Raw genomic sequence first — 19,145 nt, forward strand, 5'->3', positions numbered from 1 at the left:
CGCCACAATGTTGAAGAATTTCTGGCCCAGCGTTCCACGCTGTGGTTAGATTTGCGGGTGCTTCGGGGTCGTTTGATGAGAGCTGAGGGCATAAAGACAGCACGGCGTATCCTCTGCGTCTTTCCGCGCTATACGTCGTCCTTTGGGACCTTCGAGCACTCTTATCCCCTGACCGAGGGCGTCAAGGCGTTCATGCCGCCGCAGGGCCTGCTGCTGATCGCCGCATACCTCCCCGAGAACTGGCCGGTCCGATTCGTCGACGAGAATCTGCGTCCGGCGACGACGGAGGATTTCGAGTGGGCGGACGCGGTGTTCGTCAGCGGTATGCACATCCAGCGCCAGCAGATGAATGACATCTGCCACCGCGCGCATGATCATGGGCTTGTGGTCGCGATCGGCGGCCCATCGGTCAGTGCCTGTCCGGACTACTATCCCTCATTCGACTACCTTCATGTCGGCGAGCTCGGCGATGCGACCAATGAGCTGTTCAGGCGTCTGGAGCAGGACACCAGCCGTCCGGACGAACAGGTGGTGCTGAAGACCGTCGACCGCCTGCCGATGACGGAATTCCCGCTACCGGCCTATGAGCTCGCCGAAACCAAGAAGTACTTCCTCGGCAGCATCCAGTTCTCCTCGGGCTGCCCCTATCAGTGCGAGTTCTGCGACATCCCCGGGCTCTACGGCCGCAATCCGCGGCTGAAGTCGCCGCAGCAGATCATCGCCGAGCTCGACAAGCTGCGCGCCTGCGGTGCGACCGACACCGTCTATTTCGTCGACGACAATTTCATCGGCAACCGCAAGGCGGCAGCCGAGCTGCTGCCGCATCTGATCGAGTGGCAGAAGCGGACCGGCTATGTCACGCGGCTCGCCTGTGAGGCGACGCTCAACATCGCCAAGCGCCCCGAGATCCTGGAGAAGATGCGCGAGGCCTTCTTTGTGACGATCTTCGTCGGCATCGAGACACCCGATCCCGACGCGCTGAAGGCGATGCACAAGGATCAGAACATGATGGTTCCGATCCTGGAGGGCGTGCGCACCATCAATTCGTTCGGTATGGAGGTCGTCTCCGGCATCATCATGGGGCTCGATACCGACAAGCCCCAGACCGCTGACGCACTGCTCTCCTTCGTCGAGGAATCCCGGATTCCGCTCCTCACCATCAACCTGCTGCAGGCGCTGCCGAAGACGCCGCTGTGGGATCGGCTCGAAAAGGCAGGAAGGCTGGTCGATGACGAGGGCCGCGACTCCAATGTCGAATTCCTGCTGCCCTATGAGGACGTGGTCAGCTCCTGGCGCAAATGCATGGAGATCGCCTACCAGCCCGAGAAGCTGTTCGAGCGCTACCTGCATCAATGCAACTACACCTATGCCAACCGCATCAAGGTGCCGGTCAGCCCGGAGATGAAGAGCTGGGCCAACATCCGGCGCGGCCTGATCATGCTGCGCAACATCTTCTGGAAGGTCGGCGTGCTCGGCGACTACAAGCGCGTGTTCTGGAAGTTTGCGCTCGGCCGGCTCAAGCGCGGCGACATCGAGGGTCTGATCTCGGCGACGCTGGTTGCGCATCATCTGATCACGTTTGCGCGCGCAGCCTCCAGCGGCCGGCAGAACGCCTCGAACTACTCGATCCGGCTGCGCGAGGCTTCCGTTCCCGCCGAATGACAGCATGACGACACCGCCGGCGCCATCGTCCCCGTCGCTTCCCGATTTGCGCGACCTCACGCCGGCGCGCATCGGCCTCGGCCGGTCCGGGGCCAGCCTGCCGACCGATGCGTTGCTCTCGTTCACGCTCGACCACGCCCGCGCCCGCGACGCTGTTCACGCGGCCTTCGATGTCAGCGGCATTGCAGCCGGTCTCGCCGCCCTCGATATCAGGCCGCACGAGGTGTCGAGCCAGGCGCCCGGCCGGCGCGACTATCTGCGCCGGCCCGATCTGGGACGCATGCTGGATTCGGCGTCGCGGCGGTCGCTGGAGAGAAGCGGCATCACCGCATGCTCCTGCGCGATCATGATCGGGGACGGCCTGTCGCCGACTGCCGTCAATGTGCATGCCGTCGAATTGATCCGGCACCTCGTGCCGCGGCTTGCGGCCGACAGGATCGACACCGGTGCGGTGGTCATCGCGTCGGGCGCGCGCGTCGCCCTCGGTGACGAGATCGGCGCCATCATCGGTGCACGCATGCTGGTGATGCTGATCGGCGAGCGGCCCGGCCTGTCCGCGCCCGACAGCCTTGGCGCCTATCTCACCTTCGCGCCGCGGATCGGCCTCAGCGATGCCGACCGCAACTGCATCTCGAACATCCACCGTGCCGGGCTGAGCTATCCGGAAGCCGCATTCAGGATCGCGTGGCTTGTGCGCGAAGGCTTGGCACGCCAGATCACCGGGATCGCGTTGAAAGATGAAAGCGGCGGTGGATCGTCACAGAATGCGTTACCGGGGTGTGACAAATCAGATACTTAATAGCGGGGATCAGCGGTTCCCCGCGCATTTGGTTCTACCCTCGCGCTTGCGAGCAAAGGGGCGGACAGGTAAAACCGGCGCCGGTCAATATTCGCGTGTTTTCAAGGACTAGCGCCGATAAGCCGCGCTCACCCGCCTCATTCGCGCCCCTAGACCCAAGCTAGACAGATTGCGCCGTTTTCAGAACTGGACAGGGCATGCTCGAAAAGAACTCCGAAAGTCAGGTCCACGTCGAGAAGGTCGAAGAGCCGCGTTCGGGCCCCAGCATCGCGTTCGGGCTGGAGCGTATCGGCCTGATCGCGATCAAGGCGCCGGTCCTGTCAGTCATCATTCTGCTGGCGCTGATGGTCGCGGCCGTTTTCGGTATCGAGCGCATCAAGATCGACGACTCGCTCAGCCAGTTGTTCCGTTCCAATTCCAAGGATTACAAACAGTACGAAGCGGTCACCAAACGCTTCCCGGCTACCGAGTTCGACGTGCTGGTCGTGGTCGAGGGCAAGACGCTCCTTGCGCGCCAGAACCTCGAAAAGATCCGCGACATGGTCACTGACCTGCAACTGGTCGAGGGCGTGCGCGGTCTGGTCTCGCTGTTTTCGGCGCGCCAGGCGCCCGAGCCCGGCAAATTGCCGGCCGCGCTGTTCCCGACCGAGCTGCCGCAAGGCGCCGCCTACGACAAATTCGTCGAGACCGTCAAATCCAACGAGATCATTCGCGGCAAGCTGCTCTCCGAGGATGGCACGCTGGCGCTGATCGTGCTGTCGCTTGAGCCTGAGGTTGTCGGCAGCAACAAGCTCAGCAAGGTCGTCGCGGACATGAGAAAGATCATGGCCGATGATCTCAGCGGCAGCGGGCTCAATGCCCAGCTTTCTGGCGTCCCGGTCATGCAGCTCGAAATCCGCAACGCGGTCAAGCGCGACGGGCTGACTTACAATATCCTCGGCATTCTGGCTGGCTGCATCATCGCCATCATCTTCTTCCGCAAGATATCGTTCATGGTGATCGCCGCGTTCCCGCCGATCATTGCGATCCTGCTCGCGCTCGGCGGCCTCGGCTGGGCCGGCTTCAATCTCAACATGTTCCTGAACGTGATGACGCCGCTCATCATGGTGATCAGCTTCTCCGACTCGATGCAGCTGACGTTTGCGGCACGCGACCGCCTGATCGCCGGCCAGGACAAGTACACCGCGTTCAGGAATGCGGTGATGGTGGTCGGTCCGGCTTGCGTGCTGACGCATGGCACCGCCGGCATCTCGTTCATCGCGCTGCAATTCTCGGATTCCGACTTGATCCGCAAATTCGGCGAGGCCGGGCTTGCAGCGACCGTCATTGCGCTGATCGCGGTGCTCTCGCTGGTGCCTGCATTCGGAATGCTTCTGGTACGCAACGAAAAAGTATTCGCGGTAAAATTCCAGGGTGCCGACGCCGGCGTCCAGGCGCTGCGCAATTTCTGCTACTGGATCGCGGTGCGCATGGTGGGCCGTCCCGGGCTGTTCAGCCTGATCGCGGTGATCGTGGTCGGCGGGCTCGGCGTCATCTACGCCAATCTCGAGCCGCGCTACCGGCTCGCCGACCAGGTTCCGGACAAGCGGCAGGCGGTGGCGGCGTCGAGCCGGCTCGACGCCAAGCTGACCGGCGCCAATCCGGTCGATGTGCTGATCGAATTCCCCAAGGGCCAATCGCTCTACTCGCCGGAGACCCTGAAGACGATCGCCGACGTCCACGCGATGGTCGAAACCGCGGCGGGGGTCGGCAACGTCTGGTCGCTGGAGACCCTGCGCCGCTGGCTCGCCGAAAAGGCCGGCAGCAATGACGTCGCAACGCTGAAGGAATATGTCGGCGTGATTCCCGAGCATCTGGTGCGCCGCTTCATCTCGGCGGATCAGGATGCGGTCGTGGTGTCGGGCCGGGTCCCGGATCTCGACTCGAGCCAACTGCTTCCGGTCGTGAACAAGCTGGATAGCTCGCTGGACAAGGTGCGCGCCGAGCATCCCGGCTACGAGATTGCGGTCACCGGCTTGTCGGTGATCGCCGCGCGCAACAGCGCCAACATGATCGAAAAACTGAACCGTGGCCTGACCGTCGAATTCCTGCTGGTGGCGGTTTTCATCGGCCTGGCGTTCCGCTCGGTGGTGGTGATGTTCTCGTGCATCCTGCCCGGCATCTTCCCGGTGGTGCTGTCAGGCACCGTGCTGTGGTTGCTCGGGGAGGGGCTGCAATTCGCCAGCGTCGTGGCGTTGACCGTGTCGTTCGGCCTCGGGCTGAGCGCCACCATCCACTTCCTCAATCGCTTGCGGCTCGAGACCAAGCCCGGTGTGTCACCGGAGCTTGCGGTGGAGCGCGCCACGGTCCTGGTCGGTCCGGCGCTGATCCTGACCACGGTGGTGCTGGCCTGCGGCCTCGTCGTCACCGTGTTCTCCGACTTGCCGTCGCTGCGGCTGTTCGGCTGGCTCAGCGCGTTCTCGATGGTCGCGGCCCTGGTCGCGGACCTGTTCATCCTGCGTCCGACCTCGATGTTCCTGATCAACCTGTCCCAAAAGTTGCGCGGCAAGGGCGGGCAACAGGTGCCGATCGAGAAGGCCTGATTGACCGAAAACAAAAGGCCCGGTTCCGAAGCGTTCGGAACCGGGCCTTTTTTGTTCGCGCGTGAAATCGCCCGGACGTCAGGTCTTCGTCATCGTGATCGTGACGCCGCGGATCTCGCCCTTGGAGTCGATCTGCACCACCTGCTTGGAGCCGTTGGTCTGCAGGTTCAGGTTTGCGGCAAAGCCGGACGCCTCGACAAACACGTCGATCCGGCCGCCACCCGCGGTGCCCTGCAAATTGCCGAAGATGTTGCGGCTCGCCTCGCTCCAGTTGCCGGAGATCCGGTCGCCCTGGCTGGTGACGTCGCTGGAAAGGTCGAACTTGTAGCTGTCGCTCGCACAATGCAGCGACTGCTTCAGGTTCATGCCCGATGGCGCGACCTTGTAATCCGCCTTGCAACGAATGCGTTCGGTCGTGCCGTTGGACAACGCCACCGTGCCCGTTCCGGTCCACGAGCCGGCAAAACCGGCAAATGGACCATTGGCCTGGGCATGGACTGCGGAGGCGGACAGCATCAGTGCGGCGCCGACGGCCACAGCTCTGAGGGCCTGACCATAAAGGCTGGAACCAAACAGTTTCATTGTGAATTTTCCCATCAAAATCAACGCCTCTGTCGGAAGAAAGCGTCTCGCCGCATCGAAGGTTTAGTGTCACCCAAGAATGTTAGGTTCAAACGACAGAAGCCGCGCGCGCGAGCCCTGTTGTCAACGAACAGAATCAGAAACCGTTGCCCTCTTGATGGCATCTAGCTTTGCGCGAGTGCGATCCGCAATACCCAAACGCGACAAATGATGGCATGAATCGTTGTTGTAATTCAATAGCTTAGGCGGGGGTTTACAGCGCCGCAAATTTAGCCGCATTTAGCAGTGCTTGTCGTCAATCCGTTGCCGCGTTACGTGGCGTCTGCAATCCCCAAAATCCGTCCCGGCCATGCCGAAACGCGTTTCGGGAACAGATTTTCTGCTGTCGGAAATGAAGGAATACGATGCGTAAATTTCTCCTGGCTGTTGCCCTGTTGTCGATCCCGCTCTCGTCCAGCGCCTTCGCCCAGCAGCAAGGGCGCGGTACGCCCGATGAGCAGAAGGCCTGCACGCGCGACGTGCAGCGTCACTGCCGCTCCGTCATCGATCAGGGCGATTTCACCATTCTTGCCTGCCTGCAGCAGAACCGCAGCAAGATCAGCGCCGCCTGCGACCAAGTGCTAAAGAGCCACGGCCAATAAGACCGGATTCAGGTCTCAAGGGACCGCTATCGACACCGCGGCTGGCAGTCCTGCCGGCCGCGGCCGCATATGCTGGCGGTCACAGATAGCATTGGTTTTGGTGGCGTATTCCCCTATATGGAGCTCGCAAATCCCCCGCATGCGCCTGACCGTCCGCGCCTGCGTCGTGCCATGACCAGTGTAGTCTAAATTTCCCATGACCACCGCGAGCGACCTGCGATCCGGAAAGACCCACCGCGACGAGAATTTTCCGGTCGCGTCGTGGATCATTCATCCGCGGCATCGTGCCCTGATCCTGGCCTTCTACAATTTCGTCCGCACTGCCGACGATATCGCCGATCACGCCACGCTGCCGCCTGCGGAGAAGCTGCGCTATCTCGACCTGATGGAGGCCGAACTGCTCGGCAATGGCGATAGCCAGAAGGAAGCGGTCAGCCTGCGCCGCGCTTTCGCCGAGCGCGGCATGGCGCCGCGGCATGCGCTCGACGTGCTGGTGGCGTTCCGCCTCGATGTCACCCAGCTGCGCTACGAAAACTGGGACGACGTGATCGACTATTGCCGCTACTCGGCGATGCCGGTCGGGCGCTTCATGCTCGACGTGCATGGCGAGGATATTTCGACCTGGGCGGCGTCGGACGCGCTCTGCGCCGGCTTGCAGATCAACAATCACCTGCAGGACTGCGGCAAGGACTATCGGAACCTGAACCGCGTCTACCTGCCGCGCGATGCGCTGGCCGCTGCGGGTGCGTCCGTCGAGATGCTCGGCGAGGCGAAGTCGCAGCCGGCCCTGCTCAAATGCCTGCAGGCGCTCGCGGTGCGCACCGAGGCGCTGCTCGACCAGAGCAAGTCGCTCGCCGCCGAAGTGAAGGATTTCCGGCTCGGGCTCGAGATCTCGGTGATCCAGGCGTTCGCCGACAAGATCGTCAACATGCTGAAGGTGCGCGACCCGCTCAGCGAGCGCGTGCATCTGGGCCCGGTCGAATTGCTGCTGCAGAGCCTTGGCGGCGTCGCCGGCGAGACAGCGCGGCGGGCGATCGGACGGCGTGCGGTCTCCAAGACGGCGGCAGGGGCATGAGTGCTGAGGCGGCGGCCAACGCAAATTACGGAAGCACCGCGTCGGGCAGCTCGTTCTATGCCGCGATGCGCATCCTGCCGCACGCGCAGCGCGAGGCGATGTTCCAGATCTACAGCTTCTGCCGGCAGGTCGACGACATCGCCGATTCCGATGGTCCGCGACCGGAGCGCCTGGCCGCCTTGCAGCAGTGGCGCGACGATATCGATGCGCTGTATGCGGGACGTCCGCCGGAGCGGCTGAAGGACTATGTCGCGTCGGTGAAGGCCTTCGGCCTGAAGCGCGAGGATTTCGTCGCGATCGTCGACGGCATGGAGATGGACGTGCCGCAGGACATCCGCGCGCCGGATCTTGCGACACTCGACCTGTATTGCGATCGCGTCGCGAGCGCGGTCGGCCGGCTGTCGGTGCGCGTGTTCGGCCTGCCCGAGGAGGACGGCATCGAGCTCGCGCATCACCTCGGCCGTGCGCTGCAGCTCACCAACATCCTGCGCGACATCGACGAGGATGCCGGCCTCGGCCGGCTCTATCTGCCGCGCGAATGGCTTTGGCATGCCGGCATCACCAATAACGACCCGGCCCGCGTCACGGTCGACCGCGCGCTGCCGAAAGTCTGTGCGCCGCTTGCCGAGCGCGCCAAGATGCACTTCCAGAAGTCCGACGAGATCATGAAGCGCAATTCGCGCCGCGCCGTGCGCGCGCCGCGCATCATGTCGAAATACTACCGCGCGATCCTCGATCTCCTGATCACGCGCGGCTTCGCCGCCCCGCGTGAGCCAGTGCGTGTGTCCAAGGCAGCCAAGATCGGCATTCTTCTTCGTTACGCGATCATCTGATGCAAAAGACCGTTCATATCATCGGTGCCGGTATTTCCGGCCTCTCCGCAGCCGTGCGGCTCGCCAATGGCGGCTACAAGGTCGCCGTCCACGAGGCGACGCAGCAGGCCGGCGGCCGCTGCCGCTCCTATTTCGACGCGGCCACCAATCTCACCATCGACAACGGCAACCATCTGCTGCTGTCGGGTAACCGCCACGCGCTGAGCTACGCGCGTTCGATCGGCACCGAGGCCGGCCTCGTGGGGCCTGCGCGCGCGCAGTTTCCGTTCGTCGATCTTGCTTCCGGCCAGCGCTGGCAACTCGACCTCGGCGATTCCCGCCTGCCGCTGTGGGTGTTCGACGAGGCGCGCCGCGTCCCGGACACCGGCCTGCGCGATTATCTCGCATTGGCGCCGCTGGCCTGGGCCAGCACCGAGGCGCTGGTCGGCAACACGATTCCCTGCAAGGGCACGCTGTATGACCGCCTGGTGCAGCCGCTGCTGCTCGCCGCATTGAACGTCGATCCGCCGGAGGGCTCGGCCGGGCTTGCCGGTGCCATCGTGCGCGAGACGCTGCTTGCGGGCGGGCAGGCCTGCCGTCCGCTGATCGCGCGTGACGGCCTGAGCTCGGTGCTGATCGAGCCGGCCGTGAAGCTGTTGCAGGAGCGGGGCCATAGCGTCCAGTTCAGTCACGAATTGCGTACGCTTGGCATGTCCGGTGATCGCATCGGTGAGCTCGACTTCGGCGGTGGCGACAAGATCACGCTGGCGGCCGACGATGCCGTCGTGCTCGCGGTGCCACCGCGCGCCGCGGCAACCCTGCTGCCCGGCCTGAAAACCCCGACCAAATTCCGCGCCATCGTCAATGCGCATTTCCGCGTCGATCCGCCGCGCGACGCCGCGCCCATTCTCGGCGTGGTCGGCGGCCTCGTGGAGTGGCTGTTCGCGTTCCCGCAACGGCTGTCGGTGACGATCAGCAACGGCGACCGCCTGGTCGACATGCCGCGCGAGGAGCTCGCGCAGGCGATCTGGCGGGATATCTGCAAGGCATCCGGCGTTTCCGGCGACCTGCCGCCGTGGCAGGTCGTTCGCGAGCGCCGCGCCACATTTGAGGCGACGCCGGAACAGAACGCCCTGCGTCCGGGGCCCGCGACGGCGCAAAAAAACCTGTTCCTTGCCGGCGACTGGACTGCTACCGGGTTGCCGGCAACCATCGAGGGGTCGGTGCGCTCGGGTGATCGCGCCGCAGATCTGGTTCTGGCCAAGCGCTAGATTCGACTTGTTAAGCGGCCGCGGCTTTCGATCAGCCGGTCCGCAATGAAGAGGATATCGAGCGAAATGCTTTCGAGAGATCACAGCGTTGCAGTCGACCCGGTCGCGCTGGAGAAGAGCATCTCCAAGGCAACCGAAGCGCTGCTCGGCTATCGCCAGTCCGACGGACACTGGGTGTTCGAGCTCGAGGCCGACAGCACCATTCCGGCCGAGTACATCCTGCTGCGTCACTATCTGGCCGAGCCCGTCGATGCCGCGCTCGAGGCCAAGATCGGCAACTATCTGCGCCGCGTGCAGGGCGCGCATGGCGGCTGGCCGCTGGTGCAAGATGGCCCGTTCGACATGAGCGCCAGCGTGAAGTCGTACTTCGCGCTGAAGATGATCGGCGATTCCGTCGACGCGCCGCACATGGTGCGGGCGCGCGAAGCGATCCGTTCGCGCGGCGGGGCTTCCGGCAGCAACGTGTTCACGCGCTTCCTGCTTGCGCTCTATGGCGTCGTGACCTGGCGCGCGACGCCGGTGCTGCCGATCGAGATCATGCTGCTGCCGATGTGGTCGCCGTTCCACATCAACAAGATCTCCTATTGGGCGCGCACCACCATGGTGCCGCTGATGGTGCTCGCCGCGCTGAAGCCGCGCGCCAAGAATCCGAAGGGCGTCGGCATCGACGAATTGTTCCTGGAGGATCCGAAATCGGTCCGCATGGCGCCGAAGGCGCCGCATCAGAGCGCGAGCTGGTTTTATCTGTTCCGCTCGCTCGACGCCGTGCTGCGCGTGATCGAGCCGATGTTTCCGAAGCGCCTGCGCCAGCGCGCGATCGACGCCGCGCTCGCCTTCACCGAGGAGCGGTTGAACGGTGAAGACGGCATGGGCGCGATCTATCCGCCGATGGCCAACATCGTCATGATGTACGAGGCCCTCGGCAAGGACGAGAGTTTTCCGCCGCGCGCCATCACCCGCCGCGGCATCGACAAGCTGCTCGTGATCGGCGAGCACGAGGCCTATTGCCAACCCTGCGTCTCGCCGGTGTGGGACACCGCGCTGACCTGTCACGCGCTGCTGGAAGCGGGCAGCGACGATACGTTCGCCAAGGCCAAGCAGGGTCTCGATTGGCTGAAGCCGCGCCAGGTGCTGGAGCTGAAGGGCGATTGGGCGGTCAAGGCGCCGGACGTCCGTCCCGGCGGCTGGGCGTTCCAGTACAACAACGACCACTATCCCGATCTCGACGACACCGCAGTGGTGGTGATGGCGATGGATCGCGCGCGGCGCCATACCGGATCCAGGGAATATGACGAGGCGATCGCGCGTGGCCGCGAGTGGATCGAGGGGTTGCAGAGCCGCGACGGCGGCTGGGCGGCGTTCGACGTCAACAACCTCGAATATTACCTCAACAACATCCCGTTCTCCGATCACGGCGCCTTGCTCGATCCGCCGACCGAGGATGTCACCGCGCGCTGCGTCTCGATGCTGGGCCAGCTCGGCGAGACCGCCGAGAGCAACAAGGCGATGGCCGACGGTATCGCCTATCTGCGCCGCACCCAGCTCGCCGAGGGTTCCTGGTACGGCCGCTGGGGCCTGAATTACGTCTACGGCACTTGGTCGGTGCTCTCCGCGCTAAATGTCGCAGGGGTCGATCGCAACGACCCGATGATTCGGAAAGCGGTCGATTGGCTGGCGTCGGTCCAGAATCAGGACGGCGGCTGGGGCGAGGACGCCGTCAGTTACCGGCTGGATTACAAGGGTTATGAAGTTGCGCCGTCGACCTCCTCGCAAACGGCATGGGCCTTGCTTGGATTGATGGCGGCCGGAGAGGTCGAAAATCCCGCTGTTGCGCGGGGGGTGGAGTACCTAAAGGCAACACAGACGGAAAAAGGGCTGTGGGACGAGCAGCGATACACAGCTACGGGGTTTCCGCGGGTATTTTACTTGCGATATCATGGCTACTCGAAGTTCTTTCCGCTCTGGGCGCTGGCGCGGTATCGGAATTTGAGAAGCACCAATAGCAGGGTGGTAGGGGTCGGGATGTGATTGTTGAGGCGGGGGCCGCCGAGACCGTGGGCAATAGAATTGATCCTCGGCCGGTATTGATTGTGACTGGATTGGTGCAGGAGGCCCGCATCGCAGCCGGTCCCGGCATGATCGTGATCTGCAGCTCGAGCGATCCGCAGCAGCTGCGTGAATTGCTGGCGACGCTGGATCCGACGAGCTTCCGCGGCGTGATTTCGTTCGGCGTGGCCGGCGGGCTCGATCCGTCGCTGAAGTCGGGTGACGTCGTGGTCGCGACCGAGGTGATGTCCGGCGATACCCGTTTCCTAGCCGCGTCTGCCTTGAACGAAGAGATGATCGCCAGCGCCGCGCTGAAGCGCCGCAGGATCGTCCGCGGCGGGCTTGCCGGCGTCGAAGAGGTGATCGCGGCGAAGGCCTGCAAGGCCTCGCTGCGCTCGATGACGGGCGCAGCAGCAGTCGACATGGAAAGCCATATCGCGGCAGCCTATGCTGCGAAGGCGGGCGTCCCGTTCGCCGCGCTGCGCGTGATCAGCGATCCCGCGCACCGGGCGCTGCCCGAGCTTGCGAAATCCGCGGTGAAGCCGAACGGCGACATCGACCTGCGCAAGGTGCTGCGCGGCATCGTGCGCAATCCGCGGACGCTGCGGGCGCTGGTGTCGACCGGTATCGATTTCAATCGCGCGCTGCGCTCGCTGCGCAGCTGCCGCGGCTTCCTGCTCGGCAATGACGTGCTGATGCCGGTGGAAGATGTCCTGATCACGGCCAAGGCGGCCTGATCCAACTGTCCCGGGCCGGGACGTTCGCCGGACCAGGCACAAACACTCAAGCTCAAAAACAAAGGCCCGATCGCATCGCGATCGGGCCTTTTGCTTTGGTGCCGATGGTTTGGCTCGAAGCCACGCCGGTTGTGGTTCCGGGCATGCGGCGAGTGATGTGCCGGGCGTACGTTGTTGGCTTGCGGACGGGTGACCCTTGAGGCCTGATTCTCCGACGACCATTGGTCCTGCAAGCCAGCCGCAGCGTTGGTGGGCCGTGTGCGCTGTCCTGCGACCTCGGACCGCCCGTGGCCGCTTGACAGAAACTACAATTCAATCGACTATGAATTATGATCCTGTATTCATGAATAAAGGTTCACGATGGCAATCGCTGCGGTTCGCCTCAATCAGCTCGTCGAGACCAAGGCCCGCATTCTGGATGCCGCCAGGGAGGCGGTGGCGCTGAGTGGGTGGAAGGACGCCCAGATCGCCCTGATCGCCTCACGGGCCGGCGTGGCCACGGGCAGCGTGTATCGCTACTTCGACTCGAAGGCGGACCTGTACGCGCAGGTGCTGGCCCTGGTTTCCGAGCGCGAGGTGGCCGTTGTCGCCGCGATCGTTGAGGCGGAGGGATCTGCGTCCCAGTGTCTGGTGGACGCGATCTACACCTTCGCGGTCCGGGCGATGCGCGGCCGCCGTCTGGCCTATGCGCTGATCGCCGAACCCTGCGAGCCCGAGATCGATGCGGCGCGCCTGAAATACCGGGCGGCCCTGGCCGATCAGATCGCAAGGCTGGTCCGGCGTGGCATCGCCGACGGCGAGTTCGTCGAGATTGATGCGAATGTCGCGGCATCCTGCGTGGCCGGCGCTTTCATGGAGGCGCTGGTTGGTCCGCTGGCGCCCGAAGCAGCCCCGGACTCCGACGCGGCAAAGGCGATCGCACAATCGATCGCGGGGCTTTCCGCGCGCATGCTGTTTCGCAATCCCACGCCTGAATTGACCCCTGTATCGAGAGTCTCCGCATGAATGCGCGTGTCCAGCCGGTTGCCGCCGCGGAATCGAAAGCCGCTCCATTTGCGACCCATGAGGTCCGCAACCAGGCGCGGCCAGCCACAGGCTTCAACGCGTTCGATAACGACCGCGCGTTGAGCGCCCTGATCGCAAAGACCGTGCCGTGGGCAAGAGACAAGCTTTCTGCGCTCGGCGCGCACGCCGGCAGCGAAGCCGTGCAGGACGCCGCGCGGCTTGCCAACGAGTACGAGCCGAAGCTCGTGACCCATGACCGGTATGGCAACCGCAACGATTGGGTCGAATTTCATCCGGCGTGGCATCAATTGATGACGCTGGCGTTCCAGAGCGAGGTCCATAGCCTGGCTTGGTCGACGCGCGAGCCGCATGGGCATCTGGCGCGTGCGGCGCTGAGCTATCTCTGGAATCAGATCGAGAACGGCGTCGGTTGTCCGACAGGGATGGCTTACGCCGCGATCGCCGGATTTTCCGGCAAGCCGCAATTCAGCCTGTGGCGGGAGCGAACGCTGGCGGCGGACTACGATCCGCGCCGGCTTCCGATCGAGGCCAAGCGCGCGGCGGTGATCGGCTATGCGATGACCGAGAAGCAGGGCGGCTCCGATCTGCGTGAGACCCAGACCACCGCGCGCTTCGTCGAGCGCGGCGCGCATGGCGAGATCTACGCGATCACCGGCCACAAATGGTTCTTCTCGGTGCCGGTCGCCGATGGATTCTACACGCTGGCACGGACCCAATCCGGCGTCAGCTGCCTGTTCGTGCCGCGCCTGTTGCCGGACGGCAGCGCCAACCGCATCCACATTCAGCGACTGAAGGACAAGTGCGGCAACCGTTCGAACGCCTCGAGCGAGATCGAGTATCACGATACGTGGTCGATTCTGGTCGGCGAGGAAGGCCGAGGCATCGCGGAGATCCTTTCGCATGCGCATTTGACGCGGCTGGATTTCGCGGTCGGTTCCGCCGGACTGATGCGGCAGGCGTTGAGCCTGGCACTGAACCACGCGCAAACGCGAACGGCATTTGGCAAGCCGATGTCCGAGCTCCCGATGCAGCGCAACGTGCTTGCCGATCTCGCACTCGAGAGCGAAGCGGCGATGCTGGGGGCATTTCGCGTCGCGCGTGCGACCGACGGATTTCAGACCAGTGACCACGAGCGGTTGCTGGCGCGGGTCGCGACCCCTGTGGTGAAGTTCTGGAATTGCCAGCGTGCGCCGGCCTTCACCTATGAGTGCCTGCAGGTGCATGGCGGCAACGGCTTCATCATGGAGAATGCGATGGCGCGGCTCTATCGCGAGGCGCCGCTGAACTCGATCTGGGAAGGCACCTCCAACATGATGTGCATGGACGTGCTGCGGGCCATGCAAAGGGATGCAAATTGCCGGGACGCGTTCGTCGACGAACTGCGCACGAGCAGGGGCCTCAATGCGGTCTATGACCGGTGCACGGACGACCTCGCGGATCGCATGCTGGCACGATATCCGGACGATGGGCATGCGAGGGCGCTGGTCACCCGCATGGCGCATGCGTTGCAGGCTGCCGAGATGTTGAGGCACAGCGACGCCGCTGCCGCCGATCTGTTCGTGCAATCCAGGCTTGGCGCGGACGGGATGCATGTGTTCGGCGCGCTTCCGTCGTCGGAAGGCCTTGGCAAGGTCGTCGAACGCGCCTCCGTCATCCGCCAGTAAGGGTCCCAGTCATATGCGTCAGACCGAAGTTTGTGCCGTCAGCGATGTCAGGGCCATGGTCGGAGAAGAGGAATGGGCAACCCGGGTCGATCTCGCGGCGTGCTACCGCCTGGTCGCGCTCTATGGAATGACCGACCTGATCTACAACCACATCAGCGCGCAGGTCCCGGGGCATGACGACCGGTATCTGATCAATCCGTACGGCATGCTGTACGAGGAGATCACGGCGTCGAGCCTCGTCAAGATCGACATCGAGGGCCGGACCTTGCTGCAGCCCGACCACGGCTACAACGTCAACGTGGCCGGCTTCTATCTGCATGCTCCGATCCATCGCGCACGGCCCGACGTGAAGTGCGTTCTGCATACCCACACCCGGGCAGGCACGGCGGTCAGCACGCTCGCCGAGGGGCTGCTGCCGCTGTCGCAGACGGCAATGCGGTTTCACGGGCGGATCGGCTATCACGACTTCGAAGGGCCGGCGATCGATCGCGACGAATGCGACCGGGTCGTCGCCGATCTCGGCCGCAACAATGTGCTGGTCTTGCGCAATCATGGCCTCCTGGTCTGCGGCAACACGATTCAGCAGGCGTTCAATGCGATCTACTGGCTCGAGCAGGCCTGCCGGATCCAGGTCGATGCGCTTGGCTGCGGCCGGCCGCTGCACGCCCCGAGCGAACTGGCGATCGGCAACACGGTGACCTGCTTTGCCGGCACCGAGATCACGCTCGACAATGAGCGCGACACCAATCCGGTGCTGAATGAATCAGCGCAGAATCTGCAAGCCGGCTACGGCCTATTGGAATGGCCGGCGCTGCGGCGCAGGCTCGACCGCATCGATGGGAGCTACGCGCAATGAGCACGTCGCAGGCCTCGTTGCGGATCGGCTTCATCGGTGCCGGCCGCGTGGCGCAGACGCTCGCGCCGGCGTTTGCCCGCGCGGATCTGAACGTCGCGGCCTTCTGCAACCGCGGTCTCGATGCCGCGCAGCGTCTCGGATCCCGCATCCCTTCGGCACGAAAGATGACCGACGCGCAACAGGTCGTGGACCGCTGCGACATGGTTTTCCTCACGGTGAGCGACGACGCGATCCTGCCGGTCTGCCGCGGTCTGCGCTGGGAGCCGCGTCACCGCGTGGTCCATTGCAGCGGCGCGACCGAACTGGCCGCGCTCGACCATGCGCGCTCCGCGGGCGCAGCAACCGGCGGATTTCATCCGATGCAGATGTTTGCAAATCCCGACGTCGCGCTTGAGGGGCTGCGCGGATGCACCGTCGGCATCGAGGCTGAAGGCGACTTCCGGCACGACCTCGAGCGGCTCGCCACCAGCATCGGGTGCGAGCCACTGGCGCTGCCGGCCGGTGTGCGGGCGATCTATCATGCCTCGGCCTACTATGTCGGCCCGTTCCTGATCTCTCTCCTCAAGGAAGGCGTCGATCTCTGGAAGAGCTTTGGCGCCAGCGAGGCCGACGCGCGCTGCGCGCCATGATGCCGCTGCTGCGGGGCACGGTCGCAGCCGTTCTCGACGGTGGCCTCGCCAACGGCATGGGTGGCTGCGTGGCGCGCGGCGACGTTGGAACGATCGTCAAGCACCTGCGGGCCCTGGACGAGCGCTTTCCCGCCTCGGGCGCGCTGTATCGCGAACTGGCGCTGCGCAATGTCCCGCTAGGGATCGAGCGTGGCACACTCAGCGCTCCGCGCGCCGCAGAGATCGAACAGCTGCTGTCGCGAACCAGGCGAGAGCAGGCGGCATCCTGATCCAAGAAAAAAGGGCCCCGGTTCGCTGAACCGAGGCCCTTGTTCGTTCTGCAGTCCGCTCACATGGAGCTTTACGCGGCGCTGGAAGCCTTCTGCTGCTGCTTGGCGGCGGCAGCCGCAGCCTCGTCGCGGCGGATATCCGAGAGCTTCTTCTCGACCTGCTCGGCGAAGATGTACTGCGCCGGACGCTGCTTCGACATGTCGATCTCCGGCGCCATCGGGCCAGTGGTCTTGATGCCGCGCAGCGCAACCCACATCGCCTTCAGCGGATTGTTGATCGCAGCGGTCGCCGCGGTCGGCTCGTAGCCGCAATGGGCCATACAGTCGGCGCACTTCTCGTACTTGCCGGTGCCGTAGGTCTCCCAATCGGTGGTGTCCATCAGCTCCTTGAAGGTCTTGGCGTAGCCTTCACCGAGCAGATAGCAAGGCTTCTGCCAGCCGAAGATGTTGCGCGCGGGCATGCCCCAGGGCGTGCACTCGTATTCCTGGTTGCCGGCGAGGAAGTCGAGGAACAGGCCGGAATGCATGAAATTCCACTTCTTGCCCTTGCCGAGCGCAAAGACGTCGCGGAACAGCTTCTTGGTCTTGGTGCGGTTGAGGAAGTGCTCCTGATCGGGCGCACGCTCATAGGCGTATCCCGGCGACATCGAGACGCCGACGCCGAGCTCGGTGGTGAAGTCGAGGAATTTGGCGATCTCCTCGGCCGGATGGCCGTCGAAGATGGTGGCGTTGACGTTGACCGTGAAGCCGCGCGCCTTCGCAGCCTTGATCGCGGAGACGGCGCGATCGAACACGCCCTTCTGCGACACCGCCTTGTCGTGATGGTCCTTCAGGCCGTCGAGATGCACCGAGAAGAACAAATAGGGCGACGGCTCGAACAGATCGAGCTTCTTCTCGAGCAGCAGCGCATTGGTGCACAGCGAGACGAACTTCTTGCGCGCAACCAGGCCGCGCACGATTTCGCCGATCTCCTTGTGGATCAGCGGCTCGCCGCCCGGGATCGCCACCATCGGTGCGCCGCATTCATCGGCCGCGTCCCAGCATTCCTGCGCGGTCATGCGGCGATTGAGGATCGCATCGGGATAATCGATCTTGCCGCAGCCGACGCAGGCGAGGTTGCAACGGAACAGCGGTTCGAGCATCAGCACGAGCGGATAGCGTTTGCGGCCAAGCAGCTTCTGCTTGATCAGATAACCGCCGATACGCATTTCCTTGAAGAACGGTATAGCCATTAGACGATTTTCTTTCTGCACTTATCAAAGGGAATTGGGTTCAGATCAGCCCGCAGTCAGTTCGGCCGGCAGCCGGAATTCGATATTCTCTTCGCGGCCCGGAACGACCGAGACCGGTCCGATGCGCCGCAGGGCCTCGATGACATCGTCGACCAAAACTTCAGGTGCCGATGCACCCGCCGTGATGCCGACGGCCTTCGCATCCTTCAGCCAATCCGGGTTGAGCTCGCTCCCATCGGCAATGAGATAACTCGCGACACCAACCTCGGTGCCGATCTCACGAAGCCTGTTCGAGTTGGAACTATTGGCGGCCCCCACCACCAAAATGACGTCCACCAGCTTGCTCAGGTCCCTTACCGCAGATTGGCGGTTCTGTGTCGCATAGCAGATATCCCTGATGTCCGGGCCTTGAATATCTGTAAATTTTGCCTGAAGGGCGGCGATGATGTCCCTGGTGTCGTCCACGGACAGGGTGGTCTGGGTGATATAGGCGACCGGAGCGTCGGTCGGCAGCCGCAATTCCGCCACATCCTGAACGCTCTGGACCAGCAGGACCGGCCCCGGAACCTGCCCCATGGTTCCCTCGACCTCGGGATGGCCGGCATGTCCGATCAGGATCAGGGCGCGGCCCCTCGAGATATAGCGTTTGCCCTGGTTGTGGACCTTGGTGACGAGCGGGCAGGTGGCATTGAGCACGGGCAGGTCGCGGGCCTCCGCCTCCTCCTCGACGCTCCTGGCGACGCCATGGGCACTGAAGACGGTCACCGCCTTGGCCGGCACTTCCGACAGGTCCTCGACGAAGATCGCGCCCTTCTTCTTCAGGCTTTCGACCACGTATTTGTTGTGAACGATCTCGTGGCGGACATAGACGGGCGGGCCATACTTCTGCAGCGCGCGTTCGACGATTTCGATCGCGCGCACAACGCCCGCGCAAAAGCCGCGCGGCTGGGCAAGAAACACTTGCATAGGTCGTCCGTTACGCAAATTGCACCAATCTCATTCCATGCCCTGCGGCCTTTTCGGCAACGCACTCCGCCCGGTCGGACCTCGCAACGTCAGTTGCAATGTCCGAACCATCTCAGGTCCTGCACGTGATCCGCGCCCTCAAGAGCATGGAAATACAGGGATTTGTGGCAAAAAGGTAGCGCTTCGAGCGGATGGGTAGCCAGCTAGGTGAGGGAACTGAGGTAATATAGTATGGATTTCGGGTCCTGCGACCGTCCGTCTCCCTCACTTGTTCGTCACTTTATCGCCCACTCCTG

General features: G+C 63.8%; 17 protein-coding genes. 14 read left to right on the plus strand and 3 right to left on the minus strand.

Going from position 1 to position 19,145, the window contains the following annotated elements; all coding sequences use genetic code 11:
* The first annotated feature begins 75 nt into the window (after positions 1-75).
* The 3 genes from ACVIGA_RS34625 (at position 76) to ACVIGA_RS34635 (ending at position 5,043) form a co-directional block, all read left to right on the plus strand.
* On the plus strand, positions 76-1,662 hold the full coding sequence (locus ACVIGA_RS34625; protein ID WP_223970899.1) for a B12-binding domain-containing radical SAM protein: 1,587 nt from the start codon (positions 76-78) through the stop codon (positions 1,660-1,662).
* A 4-nt stretch (positions 1,663-1,666) separates the two neighbouring features.
* The gene (gene eutC, locus ACVIGA_RS34630) at positions 1,667-2,461 is read left to right on the plus strand and encodes an ethanolamine ammonia-lyase subunit EutC (RefSeq protein ID WP_456669544.1); all 795 of its coding nucleotides are present in this window, start codon (positions 1,667-1,669) and stop codon (positions 2,459-2,461) included.
* 197 nt (positions 2,462-2,658) lie between these two features.
* The gene (locus ACVIGA_RS34635) at positions 2,659-5,043 is read left to right on the plus strand and encodes an efflux RND transporter permease subunit (protein ID WP_456669545.1); all 2,385 of its coding nucleotides are present in this window, start codon (positions 2,659-2,661) and stop codon (positions 5,041-5,043) included.
* A gap of 78 nt (positions 5,044-5,121) precedes the next feature.
* Here ACVIGA_RS34635 and ACVIGA_RS34640 read toward each other — a convergent pair whose 3' ends face one another.
* Positions 5,122-5,625 carry a hypothetical protein gene (locus ACVIGA_RS34640; protein WP_375779885.1) on the minus strand — a complete coding sequence of 168 codons (504 nt, stop codon included), beginning with the start codon at positions 5,623-5,625 and terminating at the stop codon, positions 5,122-5,124.
* Positions 5,626-6,029: 404 nt separating this feature from the next.
* Here ACVIGA_RS34640 and ACVIGA_RS34645 point away from each other — a divergent pair, with 404 nt between their 5' ends.
* From ACVIGA_RS34645 to ACVIGA_RS34695, 11 genes are all read left to right on the plus strand, one after another.
* On the plus strand, positions 6,030-6,266 hold the full coding sequence (locus ACVIGA_RS34645) for a cysteine rich repeat-containing protein (protein ID WP_223970889.1): 237 nt from the start codon (positions 6,030-6,032) through the stop codon (positions 6,264-6,266).
* A 196-nt stretch (positions 6,267-6,462) separates the two neighbouring features.
* The gene (gene hpnC, locus ACVIGA_RS34650) at positions 6,463-7,341 is read left to right on the plus strand and encodes a squalene synthase HpnC (protein ID WP_456669546.1); all 879 of its coding nucleotides are present in this window, start codon (positions 6,463-6,465) and stop codon (positions 7,339-7,341) included.
* Positions 7,338-8,174, plus strand: coding sequence for a presqualene diphosphate synthase HpnD (gene hpnD / locus ACVIGA_RS34655; RefSeq protein WP_456669547.1), 837 nt, complete (start codon positions 7,338-7,340; stop codon positions 8,172-8,174). The genes hpnC and hpnD overlap by 4 nt, the downstream gene beginning before the upstream one ends.
* Positions 8,174-9,424 carry a hydroxysqualene dehydroxylase HpnE gene (hpnE, locus tag ACVIGA_RS34660; protein WP_456669548.1) on the plus strand — a complete coding sequence of 417 codons (1,251 nt, stop codon included), beginning with the start codon at positions 8,174-8,176 and terminating at the stop codon, positions 9,422-9,424. The genes hpnD and hpnE overlap by 1 nt, the downstream gene beginning before the upstream one ends.
* A gap of 66 nt (positions 9,425-9,490) precedes the next feature.
* On the plus strand, positions 9,491-11,452 hold the full coding sequence (gene shc / locus ACVIGA_RS34665; protein WP_456669549.1) for a squalene--hopene cyclase: 1,962 nt from the start codon (positions 9,491-9,493) through the stop codon (positions 11,450-11,452).
* Complete coding sequence (locus ACVIGA_RS34670) at positions 11,449-12,207, plus strand: phosphorylase (RefSeq protein ID WP_456669550.1); 759 nt, start codon at positions 11,449-11,451, stop codon at positions 12,205-12,207. The genes shc and ACVIGA_RS34670 overlap by 4 nt, the downstream gene beginning before the upstream one ends.
* Before the next feature lie 360 nt (positions 12,208-12,567).
* The gene (locus ACVIGA_RS34675) at positions 12,568-13,212 is read left to right on the plus strand and encodes a TetR/AcrR family transcriptional regulator (RefSeq protein WP_223970873.1); all 645 of its coding nucleotides are present in this window, start codon (positions 12,568-12,570) and stop codon (positions 13,210-13,212) included.
* Positions 13,209-14,897, plus strand: coding sequence for an acyl-CoA dehydrogenase family protein (locus tag ACVIGA_RS34680; protein WP_456669551.1), 1,689 nt, complete (start codon positions 13,209-13,211; stop codon positions 14,895-14,897). The genes ACVIGA_RS34675 and ACVIGA_RS34680 overlap by 4 nt, the downstream gene beginning before the upstream one ends.
* Positions 14,898-14,910: 13 nt before the next feature.
* Positions 14,911-15,753, plus strand: coding sequence for a class II aldolase/adducin family protein (locus ACVIGA_RS34685; protein WP_456669552.1), 843 nt, complete (start codon positions 14,911-14,913; stop codon positions 15,751-15,753).
* A complete protein-coding gene (locus ACVIGA_RS34690; RefSeq protein ID WP_456669553.1) occupies positions 15,750-16,382 on the plus strand; it encodes a Rossmann-like and DUF2520 domain-containing protein in 633 nt (210 codons plus the stop codon). Before ACVIGA_RS34685 ends, ACVIGA_RS34690 begins: the two co-directional genes overlap by 4 nt.
* Entirely contained in the window at positions 16,379-16,651 is a 273-nt protein-coding gene (locus ACVIGA_RS34695; protein WP_456669554.1) for a DUF2520 domain-containing protein, read from the plus strand. Before ACVIGA_RS34690 ends, ACVIGA_RS34695 begins: the two co-directional genes overlap by 4 nt.
* A gap of 71 nt (positions 16,652-16,722) precedes the next feature.
* Here the strand turns inward: ACVIGA_RS34695 and hpnH are convergent, their stop codons facing one another.
* Together hpnH and ispH are read right to left on the minus strand one after the other, a co-directional pair.
* Positions 16,723-17,883, minus strand: a complete 1,161-nt coding sequence (gene hpnH, locus ACVIGA_RS34700; protein WP_212311112.1) for an adenosyl-hopene transferase HpnH — start codon at positions 17,881-17,883, stop codon at positions 16,723-16,725.
* A gap of 45 nt (positions 17,884-17,928) precedes the next feature.
* Positions 17,929-18,849, minus strand: a complete 921-nt coding sequence (gene ispH, locus ACVIGA_RS34705) for a 4-hydroxy-3-methylbut-2-enyl diphosphate reductase (protein ID WP_456670950.1) — start codon at positions 18,847-18,849, stop codon at positions 17,929-17,931.
* Positions 18,850-19,145: the final 296 nt, after the last annotated feature.

The organism is Bradyrhizobium sp. USDA 3240 (genome assembly GCF_054063295.1).